The 17,553-nt window shown below is 61.2% G+C and carries 11 protein-coding genes and 2 pseudogenes; 5 read left to right on the top strand and 8 right to left on the bottom strand.

The genetic code is table 11. From position 1 onward, the window contains the following. From NW863_RS06030 to NW863_RS06015, 4 genes and pseudogenes are all read right to left on the bottom strand, one after another. A pseudogene (locus NW863_RS06030) lies at positions 1-650 on the bottom strand (site-2 protease family protein); the annotation flags it as partial. A 47-nt stretch (positions 651-697) separates the two neighbouring features. Then, positions 698-1,789, bottom strand: a complete 1,092-nt coding sequence (gene acsF, locus NW863_RS06025; protein ID WP_414365209.1) for a magnesium-protoporphyrin IX monomethyl ester (oxidative) cyclase — start codon at positions 1,787-1,789, stop codon at positions 698-700. A 98-nt stretch (positions 1,790-1,887) separates the two neighbouring features. After that, the gene (gene gltB, locus NW863_RS06020) at positions 1,888-6,495 is read right to left on the bottom strand and encodes a glutamate synthase large subunit (RefSeq protein WP_414365207.1); all 4,608 of its coding nucleotides are present in this window, start codon (positions 6,493-6,495) and stop codon (positions 1,888-1,890) included. Between the two features lie 279 nt (positions 6,496-6,774). Then, complete coding sequence (locus NW863_RS06015; protein ID WP_414365206.1) at positions 6,775-7,848, bottom strand: hypothetical protein; 1,074 nt, start codon at positions 7,846-7,848, stop codon at positions 6,775-6,777. A gap of 242 nt (positions 7,849-8,090) precedes the next feature. Between NW863_RS06015 and NW863_RS06010 the strand changes: the two genes are divergently transcribed. Continuing rightward, positions 8,091-9,110 (top strand): ATP-binding cassette domain-containing protein, encoded by a 1,020-nt coding sequence (locus NW863_RS06010; RefSeq protein ID WP_414365205.1) that lies wholly within the window; start codon positions 8,091-8,093, stop codon positions 9,108-9,110. Positions 9,111-9,226: 116 nt separating this feature from the next. Then, positions 9,227-10,081: an ABC transporter permease gene (locus tag NW863_RS06005; RefSeq protein WP_414365203.1), complete on the top strand. Its 855-nt coding sequence runs from the start codon at positions 9,227-9,229 to the stop codon at positions 10,079-10,081. Between the two features lie 23 nt (positions 10,082-10,104). Here the strand turns inward: NW863_RS06005 and NW863_RS06000 are convergent, their stop codons facing one another. Beyond that, positions 10,105-10,320: a hypothetical protein gene (locus NW863_RS06000; protein ID WP_414365201.1), complete on the bottom strand. Its 216-nt coding sequence runs from the start codon at positions 10,318-10,320 to the stop codon at positions 10,105-10,107. A 124-nt stretch (positions 10,321-10,444) separates the two neighbouring features. Here NW863_RS06000 and NW863_RS05995 point away from each other — a divergent pair, with 124 nt between their 5' ends. Beyond that, the gene (locus NW863_RS05995; RefSeq protein ID WP_414365200.1) at positions 10,445-11,089 is read left to right on the top strand and encodes a class I SAM-dependent methyltransferase; all 645 of its coding nucleotides are present in this window, start codon (positions 10,445-10,447) and stop codon (positions 11,087-11,089) included. 91 nt (positions 11,090-11,180) lie between these two features. Here NW863_RS05995 and NW863_RS05990 read toward each other — a convergent pair whose 3' ends face one another. Both NW863_RS05990 and gltX read right to left on the bottom strand, forming a co-directional pair. After that, entirely contained in the window at positions 11,181-14,357 is a 3,177-nt protein-coding gene (locus tag NW863_RS05990) for a GAF domain-containing sensor histidine kinase (RefSeq protein ID WP_414365198.1), read from the bottom strand. Between the two features lie 388 nt (positions 14,358-14,745). Then, entirely contained in the window at positions 14,746-16,185 is a 1,440-nt protein-coding gene (gltX, locus tag NW863_RS05985; RefSeq protein WP_414365196.1) for a glutamate--tRNA ligase, read from the bottom strand. A 227-nt stretch (positions 16,186-16,412) separates the two neighbouring features. On the opposite strand from gltX, the gene NW863_RS05980 reads away from it, so the two are divergent. Continuing rightward, positions 16,413-16,763, top strand: a complete 351-nt coding sequence (locus NW863_RS05980; protein WP_414365194.1) for a hypothetical protein — start codon at positions 16,413-16,415, stop codon at positions 16,761-16,763. A 112-nt stretch (positions 16,764-16,875) separates the two neighbouring features. Then, a complete protein-coding gene (locus NW863_RS05975; protein ID WP_414365193.1) occupies positions 16,876-17,100 on the top strand; it encodes a DUF2555 domain-containing protein in 225 nt (74 codons plus the stop codon). Positions 17,101-17,126: 26 nt separating this feature from the next. Here the strand turns inward: NW863_RS05975 and NW863_RS05970 are convergent. After that, positions 17,127-17,553 (bottom strand): annotated as a pseudogene (locus NW863_RS05970) (hypothetical protein); the annotation flags it as partial.

The raw sequence follows: 17,553 nt of genomic DNA, 5'->3' as shown, positions 1-17,553 counted from the left end.
ATCTTTGCCCCTGTCGAAGTGCGGTAGTTAACAATCTCGTCTGGCAGAACCACCACCGCTGGCTTTTCCGAGGCATCCTCAACCAAAAACAGTTGGTAGCGGCCGCCCACTCGTTCCTTCAGCCTTTCCAAAAGCAGGGGCACCACTACCTCTGCGTCCCGGCGGAGGTTGCCCTTGAAGATTGCCCCCTCCCCATAGGGAATAGTCTCGGTGACAAAGAAGGTGTCCAGACTGAAGATGGATTGAATGGCCTGCAAATCTTCCGCAGAGATGCCCCGCAACACCACTGCTGGCCGTTCCCCAGGCGCCTCCCCCTCAGCTGCCGAAGAGGCTTCCTGCCGCTCCCCTAACTGGGCCAACTGCTGCCGCCGCGCCTGCAGCTCCTGCTGGGCCAACTGGCGAGTTTTGCGCCCCACGGCAATGTAGAGCCCCGTGAACACCAGCAAGAGCAGGAGGAAGCCGGCAAAGTTGAGGTAAACCCCAAACAGCAAGAGCCCTAGGAAGACCACCCAGGGCAAAAGAAGCAGGGATCCCTGGAACCACACCCAGACAGCCAGGGATCCCCGCTGGCGGGCTCGCCAGAACCCCCACCCCAAAAAGGCCAGCGTTCCCAACAAAAAGAGGGGCGTAATCTCGGCGGCGATGTTCATGGCTGACCTACGAGGTTTACCGATACTGAGCTGGGATCAAGAGCCGCTTAAGCAGAAACAGCCGCTTCTTCAAAACGAGGCTCCGGCTGCTCCCACAAGTAAAAGCCAGCTTTGCGCGGTTTGAGCAGGAACAGCCGCAGGAACTGGTAGGCGTTGTTGAGGTAAAGGGGCAGCTTGCGCAGGCCCTTGAAGGGGCCAGAACCGCGGGCAATCTCCCTCAACTTGGCGTTGTTGGCCACGCACTTCTGCAGCCGGCGCACAAACTCGGGGTTCTCCACATCCAGCACCACCGGGAAGACCTTGGCCGCCTCGCGGTTGGTCTTGTAGATCACCTCCATGTCATAGGTATGGGGATCCAGGCCGATGAGACGGTAGAAGTCCGGGCGCTCGCCCACGTCGTTGAGGTACATGGTGGCAAACACCGACAGCAGGAAGAAGCGGCACCACAGCTCCGCCACCCATCCCTTGAGCAGCCGCGGCTGGCTCAGGAGCATGAGGGCAAAGAAATCACCGTGGCGGTTCTCGTCCTGACACCAGTTCTTGAAGAAGTTGAAGATGGGGTAGATGCAGTCTTCGGGGTGAGCCTCCAGGTGGCGGTAGATAAGGATGTAGCGCCAGTAGCCGATCTTCTCGGAGAGATAGGTGGCGTAGAAGATAAAGCGGGGCGCAAAGTAGGTGTAGGACTTGTGCTTCGTCAGAAAGCCCAGGTCAAAGGCCATGTTGAAGTCGGCCATGGCGCGGTTGAGGAAGCCGGCGTGGCGGGCCTCATCGCGGCTCATCAGGGCAAAGCACTCGGCCAAGACCGGGTTGGTCTCCTTCAGCTTGCGAGATAGCTCCTTGTAGAGCAGGAAGCCAGAGAACTCCGCCGTGCAGGAGCGCTCCAAAAACTCCACAAACAGCCGCCGCGCCTCCGGATCAAGCCGGCTTTCCCAATCTTGGTTGAACTCCTCGCCGCGGACAAAGTGGTGGCGGTTGTAGTCGGCGCGAAACTCCTCCAGGATGGCCCGGAAGTCGGCCTCTCGATCGCCTAACCCCATCTTGGCGATGGCCTCGAAGTCGGTGGTGTAGAAGCGCGGTGTCAGGATGGTCTCAGTGGGCACTCGCGCCTGGGTTTGGGTAGCTTGCAAAGTGGAACTCATAGGGGTTACAGGATGAAAAGGCCAGTATACTCTCGCAGTTTACCAGCCTCTTTGGCCGTCGAGGGGATAAGAAGTGTTACCGACAGGCCCCGGATCCCCTACGACGGCAGCGCCACCGGCTGGGATCGCGTGGGATCCGTCAGCTCACTCCCCTCCTCCGAAGGCGGGATCACCTGCCAGAAGAGAGGCAGGTAGCGCTCCCAGTTCTGCAGGATGCGCTCAGCTTTGGGAGAATGAGTGCGGCGGTAGTGCTCCTGGATCAGGCCCTTCAGTTGTGCTTCCGCCGCCGCTGTTTGCAGCCGCTGGATGCGCACGATCTCGCCGTTGACCTTGGCGGGGAAGTTGCCCTCTTCATCCAATACGTAGGCTAGGCCGCCGGTCATGCCCGCTCCCAGGTTGCGGCCCACCCGCCCCAGCACCACCACCACGCCGCCGGTCATGTATTCGCAGCAGTGATCGCCGGATCCCTCAATTACCGCCTGAGCGCCGGAGTTGCGCACGGCAAAGCGCTCTCCCGCCTGGCCGTTGGCAAACAGGGATCCGCCGGTGGCCCCGTACAGACAAGTATTGCCTAGGATCACGTTTTCTGCTGGATCCCGCGGAGCTTCTGGGGGAGCCAGAATGACAATTTCACCGCCACACATGCTCTTACCCACGTAGTCGTTGGCTTCCCCCGTCAGGGTCAGGCGCATGCCCGCCAAGGTAAATGCCCCAAAGCTCTGGCCGGCGCTGCCCACAAAGCGCAGATCCAGCAGCCCCCCTTGTCGGGCAAAGCCGGTATCCCCATACAGCCGGGCCAGGGTGCCGGCAATGCGTCCGCCCACGCAGCGATCCGTGTTGGCGATGGGGAGCTCTACTGTAGCTGTGTCGCAGGTCTCGATGGCCTTTTGCACCTCGGGCCGCGCCAGGATTGCCTCGTCCAGAACCGGGCCGTTGCCATGCACCAGCTCATGCTCCAGCCACTTGGGCCGCTGGTGGGGAGCGAAGCCGGGGGGAGTCCGCAACAGATAGTCCAAGTTGAGGGACTGGGTTTTCTCCAGAGCCGCGTCGGTACGGGGGCAGAGTAGATCCACGCGCCCAATCACCTCCTCCAAGGAGCGGTAGCCCAGTTGGGCTAGGACTTGGCGCACCTCCTCGGCCACAAAGGTAAAGAAAGTTACTACCTGGTCAGGAGTGCCGGGGAAGCGCTTGCGCAGCTCCTCTTTCTGGCTGGTCACCCCCACCGGGCAGTTGTTGGTGTGGCAGACCCGCGCCATGATGCACCCCTCGGCAATCATGGCCACTGTCCCAAAGCCAAACTCTTCCGCCCCCAGCATGGCCGCCATCACCACTTCCCAGCCGGTGCGAATGCCGCCGTCCACGCGCAGAATCACCCGCTGCCGCAGGCCGTTCTCCAGCAGGGCGTGATGCACTTCCACCAGGCCTAGCTCCCAGGGTGCCCCCGCATGTTTGATCGAGCTCAAAGGAGAAGCCCCTGTGCCTCCCTCGTGGCCGGAGATCTGGATGATGTCGGCATTGGCTTTGGCCACCCCTGCCGCCACCGTGCCAATGCCCACCTCCGCCACCAGCTTCACCGACACCTGCGCCTGCGGATTGACCTGGTGCAGGTCGAAGATCAACTGGGCCAGATCCTCAATCGAGTAGATGTCGTGGTGGGGTGGCGGCGAGATCAAGGTCACCCCCGGCTTAGAGCGGCGCAGCTTGGCAATGTAGGGGCTGACCTTTTTGCCCGGCAGTTGTCCGCCCTCGCCCGGCTTGGCTCCCTGGGCAATTTTGATCTCGATTTGCTGCGCGTTAAGCAGGTACTCCGGCGTCACGCCAAAGCGGCCCGAAGCCACCTGCTTCACGGCTGAGCTGGCATTGTCCCCCATGCGCAGGCCCTTCAGGTGGGGGAAGCGCGCCGAGGTGCCCTCCGGCGTCACATCGGTAATGGGGATGTAGCGCTCCGGATCTTCTCCACCTTCGCCGGAGTTGGACTTGCCGCCAATGCGGTTCATGGCAATGGCTAGGGTCTCGTGGGCCTCGCGGCTGAGGGCTCCCAGCGACATCCCTCCTGTGGCAAAGCGCTTGAAGATTTCGGTGGCCGGCTCTACCTCTTCTAAGGGAATGGGATCCCGGTCGCTGCGAAAGTCCAGCAGATCCCGCAGGGCTGTGGGGGGGCGGTGGCGCAGATGGGCCCGGTAGATCTCGTAGTGGTCGGGCTGTCCTGAGGCGATGGCCTTGTGCAGCAGCTTGGCCATCTCCGGGCTGTTGATGTGGTACTCCCCCTTGGGCCGCGCTTGGATAAAGCCAAAGTTCTCCAATTTTTTCGCGCTCAGCTCGGGGAAGGCGCGGCAGTGATTGGCCATGCCCTCGCGGGCCAGATCTGCCAGCGTCATCCCCCCGACCCGCGACACCGTGCCGCGGAAGGCCAGCTCGATCACCTCTTGGCTGAGGCCGATGGCCTCGAAGATCTGCGCCCCGTGGTAGCTGGAGAGCAGAGAAATGCCCATCTTGGAGAGGATCTTGAGCAAGCCCGCCTCGATGGCCGTGCGGTACTTCAGTTGGGCTTCGGCCAAAGAGAGCTGGGGCAGCTTGCCGGCGGCCATTTGGGTTTGTGTCTTGGGCTTGTACCACCACTGCCGCACCGCCTCGTAGGCCAGGTAGGGGCAGACAGCGCTGGCCCCATAGCCAATCAAGCAGGCAAAGTGGTGGGTACTCCAGCATTGGGCGGTCTCCACCACCAGAGAAGCGCGTAGGCGCAGCCCCTCCTGGATGAGGTGATGGTGGACAGCCCCGACGGCCAGCAGGGGCGGGATCAAGGCTTGCTCAGCACTGAGACCGCGATCCGAAAGGATCAAGATCTCGGCCCCCTCCCGCACTGCCTGCGCCGCCTTTTGGCACAGGGCTCGCACCTGAGCGGCCAGCCCTTCTGGCCCAGCGGCCACCGGGTAGAGGATGGGTAGCGTCCGGCAAGAGAAAGGCGTCCGCTGCAGGGCAGCTAGCTCCGCCTCGTTGAGCACCGGGCTGCGTAGGTGCAGCAGGCGAGCATGCTCCGGACGGATCTCCAGCAGGTTGCCTTTGGATCCCAGGTACACCTCCAAAGACATCACCAAGCTTTCCCGCAGGGGATCGATGGCGGGGTTGGTGACCTGGGCAAAGCGCTGCTTGAAGTAGTCGTAAAGGGGGTGGGGCTGGGTGGAGAGCACCGCCAGCGGCGCGTCGTCCCCCATGCTGAAAACCGGCTCCTTGCCCGTAGCCGCCATCTCCTCGATGATCATCTCCACATCTTCCGAGGAGTAGCCGCAGGCAGTCTGAATCTGAAGGAGTCGCTCTTCGGTGAGCTGCGGGGCGCTCTCAAAGTCTTGGCCAGCGAGCTGAACGCGGTAAGCCCTCAACCACTCTCCATAGGGGTGCTGAGCCGCCACCTGGGTCTTGATCTCCCAGTTTTTGTAGAGCTGGCCACTTTGCAGATCCACCGTCAGCATCTGCCCTGGCCCCAGCCGCCCCTTTTCTAGGATCTCAGCTTCCGCCAGGGGAACCACCCCCGCTTCCGAAGCCACCACCAGCAACCCATCGCGGCTGAGGGCGTAGCGGGCTGGGCGCAGGCCATTGCGATCCAGAGTGGCGCCAATGGTTTTGCCGTCGCAGAAGACCACCATCGCCGGCCCATCCCATGCTTCCTGCAGGCCAGCGAAAAACTCGTAGAAGTCCACCACTTCCGGGTGATCCTGCAGCTCTGGCTGGTGGCGGTAGGCTTCCGGGATCAGCACCATCATTGCCTGCTGGCTGGAGTAGCCGGAGGCAACCAAGAGCTCAAAGACCGCGTCCAGGCCTGCCGAGTCGCTGGTGCCGGGATCGATGACGGGTTTGAGCTCCTCGATGGCCTCGCCCCAGAGGGGATGGGCCAAAGAGGGCTCGCGGGCAGCCATCCAGTTGACATTGCCCAGGTAGGTGTTGATCTCGCCGTTGTGGCAGAGGTGGCGAAAGGGCTGGGCCAGCGACCAGCGGGGCAGCGTGTTGGTGCTGAAGCGGCGGTGGTAGGTGGCGTAGGCGGTGGCGTAGAGGGGGTTGTGCAGATCGCGGTAAAACTGGCCCAGCGCGGCTGACTGTACCATACCTTTGTAGACAATGAGCCGGCAGGAGAGAGAAGCAAAATAGATGGAGTAAAAGCCGAACCGGCTTTCCACCTGCCGCCGCAGGCGCCGCCGCAAGAGGTAAAGCTGCCGCTCCAGCTCATCTCCCTCCAGCCTGGGATGGGTAAGAAGCATCTGCCAGATGGAGGGCAGGGTTTGCCGTGCCATTGGCCCCAGGCAGTCTGGATTGACCGGCACCCGGCGCCAGAGGGGCCGTCCCCACTCCGTGGTGGCCAGGTAGTCGTCGATGAGCTGGCGCACCGCCTGGCACTCGGTGGGATCCGCGGGTAAAAACACCATACCCACCGCGCTGTGGCTGGGATCCCAAGCTCGGATCTCCTCCTTCTCTGCCTGCAGCAGCGCCCAGGGAATGGCCGTGGTAATGCCGGCTCCATCGCCGCTTTGGTTGTCGCCGCCACAGCCGCCGCGGTGCTCCATGCAAGTAAGGGCAGCGAGGGTTTTTTGCAGCAGCTCGTGGCTGGCCCTCCCCTGGCGATCCACCAGGAACCCGACGCCGCAGGCATCCCGCTCTTGAAAGTGCCAGCTTTCCTGCAGGATAGGAACCGAGACCTGGGAGCGATGGGGGGTCATAGGAGGAAAAACGGCTGGGAATCGTTCACGTTGTTAGAGTTGGGAAACTAGCATATCGCAATTCCATCCAACCGGAAAAGAGGGCAGCCCCACGTCAGGCTGGATTTTGCTGGGGAAGCCATCGGAATCAGCGAAGAAAACCACGAAAGGCTCACTGTGAACAGGTGCCTCGAGTTTTTTTCTGCTGGCTTCTTGCGTAGACTTTCGCCAACTGGAGAAAACCAGGTCGTATGCTCCAGCTTGCCCCACCTCTCCTTGCCGCAACCAGCAATTTAACTGTTATCTGAAGAAGTCGGAAAATGTATTTCGCAGCTCAGAGAGTTGCTCGTTAAAGCAGGTGAGCTGATCCCCCATGGCGTTCACCATCGTCAGGTCTGCCCGCCCGGTTGCGCCCTCGGATCCCAAAAGGGGAACGCTCATGCGGCTGGGATCGGCAGGATTCTGGGAGACGCGGATAACCGTTCGCTCGCGGTTGAACTGATAGGCTTCGGCCACGTAGCGGATGGGCTCGCTCAAGCTGGGATCCACCGGCAAGTCAGGCGCTGGCAAAAGGTCCACCAGCTCGGTAAAGGTGCCGCTCCGCAGGCCCACCACGGCAGCAGCTCCCAACTGGTTGCAGATGGCAATGAGCACCGGCTCTTGGGGGCTGGCGCTAACGTTGGCCAAGGTAACAGTGACATTGGCCCGCCGGGGTGCTGGGGAGTAGGTAACCTCAAAGACGCGGGCAGGAGCATTCCCCAGTTCGTCGCGGGCGCGGAAGCGAAGCTGCCCCCTGTAGGGCAGGATGGAGGAGAAGTAGAGGCCAAAGCGGTCGCCGGGGCCCCGTCCGGGGATACTGGCCTGCCCAGGGACGTAGGCGAGGACGGCGCGGCTTTGCCAGTTGTTGGGCGGCGCATATGGCAGCAGGGGGCTACTGGTGAGGCTGGGAGGTTCTCTGGAAGGGGGATCCGGCTGGCCATCCCTGTTCAGATCCAGGCCGTTGCCCAAGAAAGCCAGCGAGCGCTGCAGCAGGAGGGGGCGGTTTTGGTTATCGACCAGAGGAGGTTGCCCTTCTGCCAGCCCTGCATTCTCCACATAGACGTTGAAAGGACGATTCAAGATCTGGTTGTCCCGCTGCCGCCGCAGGTTGAATTGGAGGTAAGGCCCCACCGCGCCCGCCGTCGGGGATCCCCCTGTAATTGCAAAGTCGTCGGCCCGCAAAAAGGCATTTTCCAGCGGGCTAAGCGGGGTTGTTGCCTCGCCGCAGCCGACCAGGCCAAGGGCAAAGGTTACCAAAGTTACAAGGGTTGCGACAGAGCCCCCTTTGGGGAAAGCTGGCAAGGGGGGCCGGCAGGCAAGCTTTGGCTTGAGCATTCCTCTCCTCTCCACAACCGTTGGCGACGGTTTAGCCCAACCGAACTCAATGGCAAGATGGGCAGGGATCCGCCCGCGCCTAACCCAATGGCCTGAACCACTATATCCTGAGCCTCGATCTGGATCCCACCATCCCTATGGAGTTGGGAGCCATGGGATCGGCGATAGGGAGGGAGGAATTGAGGGAATCGCTACTCCTTTCTCCTGAGCCGGCTTGATAGCCTAGAGGGAGCGAAAGGTGGATGCCCATGTCAGATACCCCTGCGGTCTTGGTTCAACAACTCCAGAAGCGCTACGGATCCACCGTGGCGGTGGCGGATGTCTCCTTCCAAGTAGAGCCCGGCCAGATCTATGGCCTTCTCGGCCCCAATGGCGCCGGCAAAACCACCACTCTGCACTGCCTGTGCACCCTGCTGCGCCCTGATGCAGGCCGGATCGAGGTGTGCGGGATCCCGGTCAATGAAAATCCCAAGGCGGTACGCGAAAAGCTGGGCTTTGTTGCCCAGGAGGTGGCCTTGGATAAGGTGCTGACGGGGCGAGAATTGTTGCAGTTGCAGGCGGATCTCTACCACCTGCCGCGGCCTCTGGCCCAAGAGCGGATCGCTGCTGTCCTGGAATTGCTGGGGCTGGCCGACCGCGCCGACCAACGCATCGGCACCTACTCCGGCGGCTTGCGCAAACGCCTAGATCTGGCGGCAGGACTGCTCCACCAGCCCCAGGTGTTGGTTTTGGACGAGCCCACGGTGGGCCTGGATATTCCCAGCCGGCAGGCCATCTGGGACTTTCTGCGCCAGCTTAAAAACACCGGTGTGACCGTGGTGCTCAGCAGCCATTACCTGGAGGAGATCGACCTGTTGGCCGACCGGGTGGCCATCATCGACCGCGGCAAGGTGATTGCCGAAGGCACCCCAGAAGAGCTAAAAGCCCGCGTCGGCGGCGAGCGCATCACCCTCAAGCTGCAGGAGTTTGCGCCGCCAGAACTGGCCCAGCGGGGGGCCGAACTGCTGGCATCCCTGCCCTTTGTCCAAAAAGTGGTGATCAACAGCGCCCAGGGCAACGCCCTCAACTTGGTGGTGCGGCGCAACGGGGAGGATCCCCTCAGCCAGATCCGCGCCCAGCTCGAGGCCCACGGTCTGGAGATCTTCAGCAGCACCCAATCTCGCCCCAGCTTGGATGACGTGTATTTGGCAGCAACCGGGCAAACGCTCCTGGATGCGGAGCTGGCCGCTGCCGAGTCCAACTTAGGCAAAAAGAAAAAGTAACTTCATCACCTCCCTATTAAACCCTGGTGATCCCTGTGCAAGCGCATATCGAGATACTAGTTGGCTGCTCGATTGGACACTGCATTGATTGATCGCAACCCTACAGGAGTTTTGGTATGACCTCTACCGCTTCCCCAGTTCCATCCAACCCAATTCCTCTATTTACAGCCGACTTTTGGCAGGAGACTTTTGCCCTTACCCGCCGCTTGTTTATCCAACTGCAGCGTCGCCCCACAACCCTGCTGGTCGGCATCATCCAGCCGCTGCTTTGGTTGATTTTGTTCGGGGCCTTGTTCCAGAATGCTCCTGCCGGCATTTTCGGGGCCGGACAAAACTACACCCAGTTTTTGGGGGCAGGCGTGATCGTGTTTACGGCCTTTGGCGGGGCCTTGAATGCCGGCGTGCCGGTGATTTTCGACCGGGAATTTGGATTTTTAAACCGATTGCTGGTGGCTCCCCTCACCTCTCGCTTTTCCATCGTGCTGGCCTCTAGCCTGTTCATCGTCAGCTTGGCGCTGCTGCAGACGGCGGTGATTGTGGGGGCAGACTATGCCCTCGGAGGCGGGATCCCGGACGGGCGGGGCTTGGCGGTGGTGGCCCTGATCGTGGGCCTGTTGGTCTTGGGCTTTACAGCCCTGAGCCTAGGCCTGGCCTTTGCCATGCCGGGGCACCAGCAGTTGCTGGCTTTTATCTTCTTGGTCAATTTACCCCTGATTTTCTCCAGCACCGCTTTGGCTCCCCTCAGCTTTATGCCCACCTGGCTGCGCTGGGTGGCCAGCCTCAACCCACTCACCTTTGCCATCGAGCCCATCCGCCACGTCTATCGCAGCAGCACCTGGAGCTTTGCCGATGTGGTGCTGCAGGCCCCCTGGGGCGATCTCACTCTGGCGGGATCCCTGAGCCTCTTGACGGGGTTTGTGGTGGTGTCGGTTCTGGTGGTACAGGGGGTGCTGCGCAAGAGTTTGGCCTGAGCACTTTGCCCAGGCTGCGCCCCTCAAAGCCACTGGCGGGAGACGGACTTCTCCAGCTCCGCCTGTGCTTGCTGCACCAGGGCTACAGGGCTGTCCTTTGCTGGCGAGAGATGTAGAGGAGGGGTGAGGCTGCGGGCCTGCAGAGCCATGTGGAGCTGGAGTTCGGTTACATAGTCGCGCAGGACAAAGCCAGCGGCAGAAGAGGAGCGAGCTGTAGCGGAAGCGTAAGACGCAGACATCACGGCAAGAGATCCCTCGAAAATGAAAATTGCCACCGTTGCCCTGCTACGCTATCACGCCCGCCCCCCCGTGAGGGAGTTCCAGAATGTTAGCTTTGATTAAGCTTTGCAAAGGATTTTTGCCATGGCCGTTCTTGAAGATTGGCAGCGCTCCAAGTTGGATCCCAGTGACGATGCCCTCTTTTACAGCCATCCCCGCTTTGTAACCCACGTAGATGCCGGCTTTATCGGCCAGCTCACCGATCTGTACCGTGAGCATTTGCGGCCCCAGACCCGCATTCTCGATCTAATGAGCAGTTGGGTTTCCCACCTGCCGCCGGAGATAGACTTTGCCCATGTGGAAGGGCATGGGATGAATGCTGAGGAACTGGCAGCCAATCCCCGCCTTAACCATTTCTTCGTCCAGAACCTCAACCAAAACCCGCTCCTGCCTTTGCCGGACTGCACTTTTGATGCGGTGCTGAACGCAGTTTCAGTGCAGTACCTGCAGCAGCCGGAAGAGGTGTTTGCCGAGGTATATCGCATCCTCAGGCCCCGGGGCCTTTTCATTGTCAGCTTCTCCAACCGCATGTTTTTCCAGAAGGCAATCCAGGCCTGGCGGGATAGCTCGGAAGCAGAGCGGGTGGAGCTGGTCAAGCGCTATTTTAAGTCGGTGCCGGGGTTCGAGATCGTCGAGGTGATCCAGCGGCCTGCTCCCCTGGGTTGGCTTGCCTTTTTGGCCGGTGGGGATCCCTTCTACGCCGTGGTTGGGCGGCGAACCGAGGCATGAGGCCATCCATCTCGCGTGTGGCGCCCTTAGATTTCTGGACTCCAACCTGCATGCGGCTGCAGTTCCCCGGCCCTGGGAGGCAGGTTGCTCCCTACCGAACAGCGGGGGTGAAGGGATCCCTGGGGCCAACTTCAGAAGGGGGCGGCAAAGGGATCTGCAGCTCCACCACTGTGCCGCTACCCAAGCGGCGGTTGCGCCAGGTGATGGTTGCCCCAATTAACTCGGCTCGGTAGCGCATGTTGAGCAATCCATGGCCGTGGCCAGGTTCCTGATCCACCCCACCGTTGAACTCCGGCATGCCCCGGCCATCGTCGATGATCTTCAGCTCCAGGTGAGTGTAGGGGGCTTTGGGATTGACAGAAGGCTCCTCTGCTCCGCTACCGGCTTGGATCTTGGGCTGAATAGTGATGTCGATGCGCCGTGCCCCTGCGTGTTTGACGATGTTGTTCAGCGCCTCCTGTACGATCCGAAAGATGTTGCTTTGGCAGGCGGGGCTGAGACGGGAGAGCAGGTCATCAGCGCGGTTGTCGAAGCGGGTGAGAAGCGGGTGAGGAGAACGCTGGGCCGCCCGTTCTAGAAGGCTGCGCAGAGCCGGGCCCAAGTTAAAAGCCCGCATGGCCAGCGGCTGCAGATCCTCGACGATCCCCCGCAACTCAGCCATGGTCTCCTGCAGTTGGACGCTCATGGCGCGTAGCTGAGCCTGACCGGCAGGGCTGAGGGTCGGATTGCTGGCGAGCTCCTGAATCTGACGAGACAGAGCTCCCAGATCCGCCAGGGTCTGATCGTGCAGATCGGCGGCCAGGCGACGACTTTCCGCCTCTCGCCCCTCGGTCAGTCCTTGCAAGGCTGCTGCCGTTGCCTCTTGACGGCGAACCTGCTCGTAGAAGGAGGCCCGCTGTAGCGCCACTGCCGCAATGTCCGCCAGCGCTTCCACCAAGTCCCTATCTGCAGGGGAAAATCCGGCGGCTTCGGGGGCAGCATCGGCAGCGGGAGGCTTCCGGCCTACCGTCGCCAGGGGCGGAATGGAGGCGCAGAGCACACCCGCGATCTGGTTGGCATCGGTAACTAGGGGTACACACAGTAGGGAGCGGATACCCTTCTGCAACAGCGTCTGGCGGGTGGGAGGAGGCAGCGGAAAGGTTTGAACATCGGGGATCAGCAGCGTGTCCAGATGGGTGTAGCAATTTACCCCGATGAGCTGGCTCAGCTCAGGGGGCAACGTCTGCCCCACCTGGCAGGGGATCCCCGGCTGACGGCGGTATTCCTGAAGAATGGCGAGGGGTTCTGAGGGTGGAGCGGCTGCAAGCTGTTGAGCGCTCGGCCCATAGCCGCTCCGCGGCGCCACCAAAGTACAGTGATCGACCTGCAAAGCTTCCGCCATGCCCTCCAGAGCAATCTCTACCACTTGGTGGGGATCATAGGTGCCGCTGAGGCGCTGGGCAACCTGGCGCAACAGGCTTTCCCGCTGGGCCGAGATGCGGGTTTGCTCGTAAAGTTGCGCTTGTTTGAGGGCGATCCCTGCCTGCTCAGCCACGGCTTCCGCCAACTCCAGATCCTCCGGCTGCCAGGGGGAAGGAGCCAGGGATCCGCCGCGAGGGTAGCGCAGCAGAGCAATCCCCCCCAACACTTCCTGTTGTCGCTGCGGATGGTCAGAGGCAAACAAAGGCACCCACAACAACCCGCTTCCCTGCCGCTGCGGCTTCAGGTTGTCCCAAGACTGGAGGTTCTGCGGCTCCGGCACCACCACCGGCTCCTTCAAGGTGGTCAACAGGCTGGCTGCCAAGCGCAACTTGGCCTGAACCGTTTCCGACAATTCCAGCGGGATCCCCGGCTCCGCCCAGGGCTGCTGGAGGGATCCCGTCAGCGGGGCATCCAGCAGGGGCTCCGTCCCGCTTACGCGCACGGCAGGGGTGAGCTCCGGTGCATAGATGCCCACAGGATGCAGCAGCTCCTGTTCCGGCTGCCAAAGGGCCAAGATACACACATCCGCCTGAAAAGCTGCACCAATCTGCTGGGTAATCGCGTGGAAGAGGGTGGTGGGCTCCAGGCTGGAGCGAATTGCCGCTGTGATCGAGTGCAACAGCGCCAGCCGTTCCGCCTGCCGATGGGCCCGCTCAAACAGGCTGGAACGAGTTAGGGCAATCGCCAGTTGGTAGGCCACCGAGCGCAACAGGTCAATCTCCTCCGGCTGCCAGGGGTGCGGTGTAGTTAGGTATACCCCCAGCAGCCCGATCATCCCCCCTGGCGCAGCAGCCAGGTCGGATCGGCCCGTCTGCGGATCCCTGCCGCCGGCCTCCCCCAGCCCTGCTCCCGCTGAGCCCACCGATTGCAACGGGATCAGCACCGCCGAGCGAGCCTGTAGCGCATGGAAAGCGGCCAGCCCTTGCGGCGGCAACAGATGTTCCTGATCCGGCAGCAAAGGCAGGGCTATTTGCACCACCTGTCCCTCCTGTAACCGCTCGCACAGCGAGCCAAAATCTTGGGTTCGGTAAACCTGCCCCAGTGACGGGGCCAGCCCAGGGCTTAGGGCCTCGTGGGTAACCTGAACCGTCTCCTGAGCCGGGTTGATACTGTAAAAACAGCAGCGGCTCAGCCCCTTCACCCCTTTCGATAGAAAAGCGTGCTGCAGCTCCCCAAGCGCAGTGCTGACGATTTGATCCCACTGCAGAAAGCGGTGAACGGTGCTGGTGATGCGGTTGAGCAACGCCTCCCGCACCGCCTGTCGGCGGCTGCGCTCCAGCAGCTTGGCGTTGATAATGGCGCTGGCCGTATAGGAACAAAGAAACTTCACTACTTCTATAAAGCTGGCCTCCAAGGGTGTCCAGCTCAGCAGAGCCAAAGCGCCCAGCCGCTCCTCCCCCCGGTTAATCGGGTAGGCGACAAAGCCCCGCAGGCCATTGGCCTTCACCCATTCCGGGGCAGGCATCCAGACCTCTTGATCCGGGTTGTTGCTCAAGAGGGGCAATCCTTGCTGAACCACACGCCCCATAGGGCTGTCATCCGGGTAGATTCGCTCAATTTGGGCGTGAGCAGGGCTGAGCAGGCCAGCATGGGCCACCGATCGAAAGCAACCCTCTTGCAGGTCGAAAAACCAGAGGCGAGCGGAGGCCACGCCCAGGCGGCTCACCATCTGCTGCACTAGGGTTTGAGCCAACTTGAGCAGGCCCTGCTCCCACACCTCCGGCTCTACTGCTTCTGAAGACTCTTGCGAAGAGAGCAGCACCAGTTCCTGAACAATTTGGTTGGCAGCCTGAAGCTGGATCAACAAAGTCGAATCCGGATCGACACAGCCGGGTAGCTTGGTAGCCCCGTACTCAGCGCTCCGCGCCGCTAGCACGAGGAGTACGGTGCGGAAAAGCCCGTTCGCGTTAGCGGGACGTAGTCCTTGAGCAACTTGAGTCGCTCGCCAATGTTATAGCTCTATCCTAAGCAAGCACCCACCCCGGTGAAAGACCCGGACAGTGCTGTCAGTCAACAAGTAAGCGGAACCTTGAGACTGGGTTCCAAGGAGCCGTCTAGGGGCGTCTCGACAGCGCCTTTGCGAGTCTGTCTGTGGACTGCGCAAGAGTTCCCCGACTAAAGCCGGGGGAGTGTCAAAAGCCTGCAAAGGCATAGCAGCAAGCAATAGAAAAAAAGTAGACTCCAACAGCCTGAGGTCAGGCAACCAATCGCTGCACCGCCTCCAGCCGCCCCAAAGCCCAACCCCGCCGCTGCAGCAGCGCAAAAGAGGCCATCAAATCCGGCCCCTGCAGCTCCCCTGTCAGGGCGGCCCGCAAGCTCTTTAGCAGCAGGCCCTTTTTCATCCCCTGGCTTTTGGCCACCTCTTCCACCAGCAGTTTTAAGCTGTCCGCAGAAACTGGCTGGGGCAGCTCAGCAGCAGCCAACGTGGCAGCCATGGCAGCCATCGCTTCTGCCACCCCCGGCAGGCGCAACTGTTCCAGAGCTGGCAACGAGTAGCTAAGGGGCTCTTGAAACAAAAAACGGCTGAGGGGAGGAGCCTCCGTCAGGCGGTCGATGCCCTCGGCGATTAGGCGGGCCACATCTTCCAGCCAAGTGGGATCCGGCACCGCTCCCAGGTCAAACCCCGCCGCCTGCCAAAAGGGGGTAAGTCGCTCCACCAATTCTGCCGGGGAGAGCTGCTTGATGTACTGGCTGTTGAGCCAGTTGAGCTTGTCCCAATCAAAACGAGCGGCAGCCCGGTTGACCCGGTCGAAGTCAAACATCGTAGCTGCCTTTTCCAACGAGAAAATCTCTTCCCCATCAGGGGGGGACCAACTCAACAAAGCCAGGTAATTGTTGAGGGCTTCCGGCAAGAAGCCCATCTGCTGAAACTCGGTTACCGAGGTTGCCCCATCCCGCTTGGAGAGCTTCTTCCCTTCTGGATTCAGGATCAGGGGAGAATGGGCAAATTGCGGCGGCTCGTGGCCCAGGGCGCGGTAGAGCAAGATCTGCTTGGGGGTGTTGCCAATGTGGTCTTCGCCACGGATGACGTGGGTGATGCCCATGTCGATGTCGTCGACCACCACTGCCAAGTTGTAGAGAGGGTAGCCATCCGCCCGGGCGATCACCATGTCCCCCCCCAAATCTTGGGTGTTCCAGGTGATGGGGCCGCGGATGAGATCCACCCACGACACCTCCATCGGCTCCTCGATCTTGAAGCGGATCACCGGCTGCCGCCCCTCGGCCTCGTAGGCCCGTCGCTGTTCCTCGGTGAGAAAACGGTGGCGGTTGTCGTAGCGGGGGGCTTTGCCGGCGGCCTTCTGGGCGGCGCGCATTGCTTCCAGCTCCGCCTCGCTGACATAGCAGCGGTAGGCCAGCCCCTGGTCCAAAAGCTGCTGCACCACCGCTTGGTAGCGCGCAATGCGGTTGGATTGGTAGATGGGCCCCTCATCCCAATCCAGTCCCAGCCAGGCTAGCCCTGCCAAGATGTTGCGGGTGTAGCGGGGGGAAGAGCGCTCGCGGTCGGTGTCTTCAATGCGCAAAATGAACTGGCCACCGTGGCGGCGAGCATAGAGCCAGTTAAACACTGCCGTCCGGGCGGTGCCAATGTGCAAATTTCCGGTTGGGCTGGGGGCAAGGCGAACGCGAACACTCACAGGCTTATGGATCCCAAGCAGAGCATCTTGATCCTAGTCGGCAAGGGGATCCCTTGTCATGTTGGGGGCTGCAACCGTTGCCAACCGAGGTCTTTCGGGTAGAATCCGCCTTAGCTGCTGGTCAAGAGGTAGGCTCCTTGGGGGTCAAGGTTGGTGGGCAACGCCCAGATTCTGCTTTCTCCGGTGTTGAGGAACAAACCACTGTAGCGTAGGAGGAACTACAGCACATGCGTCTAACCCTGGCAATTGTTCTGGGCTGTCTAGCCGGCGGGATCCCGGTTGGATCGGCTTTTGCCCAAATCACCTATCCCTCCTATCCGGTGGGGGAAGCCCTAGATCAAATCTTGCTGGATACGGGCAAGGAGGCCGACCCAGTCATTTTCCCTGAGGAAGTGGTGCGCTCCCAGGCCCAGCGAACCACTGCCTTCTTCACCACTTTGCTGAACCAGCGCACCAACATCCCCCCCTTGCGCTCGCTGGATTTGCCCAGCCCTTATCAAGCTTCGGTTCGCACCCAGGCTGGCTATTACCGCGTGACTCAGACAGAGCCTGTTTTGGACTCTGAACTCCTCCGCTAGGCAAGGCAGATGCCCAGCCTGCATTGTGTAGAACCTCTACAAATTCGCGTTTTCGGCCAGGGGGCGTCGGGCCGAGAGGCTAAGATCGGCTTGTAGCGTGTTCAGGCTACCTATGTCTGCCCGATCCAAAGTAGAGGCCCTCCCCAAGGGCAGGGATCCCCGCCAATTCACTGCAGCCGATGTGGCGGCCATTGCAGAGCGGCTGGAGCGCAACGAGTACCCTAACGTCTTCGACTGCCTGGAAGATTGGCACACGCTGCAGGCTATTGCTTTTTACTCTCCGGAGCTGGTGGCTCCCTACGCCCACTTGTTGGAGTGGGAAGTGGATGAGGACTAGATTTGCTCAGAAAGAATCCCCCCTCCTCAAGTAGAAGGGGGAGAGGAACTTCCATCTAACCCTTGTCTGCGAATAAGATAGCGCACTTCTTCGAGGAGAACGTTAAACCTCTGGTCATTCTCGATCTGACGCTGGTTGATGGCCTGGATGGCGCGTTCGTGCTCTTGTTGCAATGCAGTAAGAGTGATGAGAGCTTGAGTTACTTCCTCAGCCCATTCAGCCAAGTGTGCTAAATCTGAGCGGGTCTCGCGGACAACTTCCTGTAAGTCTCTCAAACCTTGCGCCTGGGCCATATTTTGCTCGTGGCTTTCTCGGATGGCCTGGCGCAACTGCTCGATTTCCCGACTGCGAGCAGCGTTTTGCTCGCTCAGCTCGGCGTGGCTTTCTCGGATGGCCTGGCGCAACTGCTCGATTTCCCGACTGCGAGCAGCGTTTTGCTCGCTCAGCTCGGCG

Origin of the sequence: Synechococcus sp. B60.1, from assembly GCF_047462555.1 — a bacterium.
In the GTDB taxonomy this organism is placed as follows: Bacteria; Cyanobacteriota; Cyanobacteriia; order Thermostichales; family Thermostichaceae; genus Thermostichus.
This window is presented reverse-complemented; position numbering and strand designations above follow the sequence as displayed.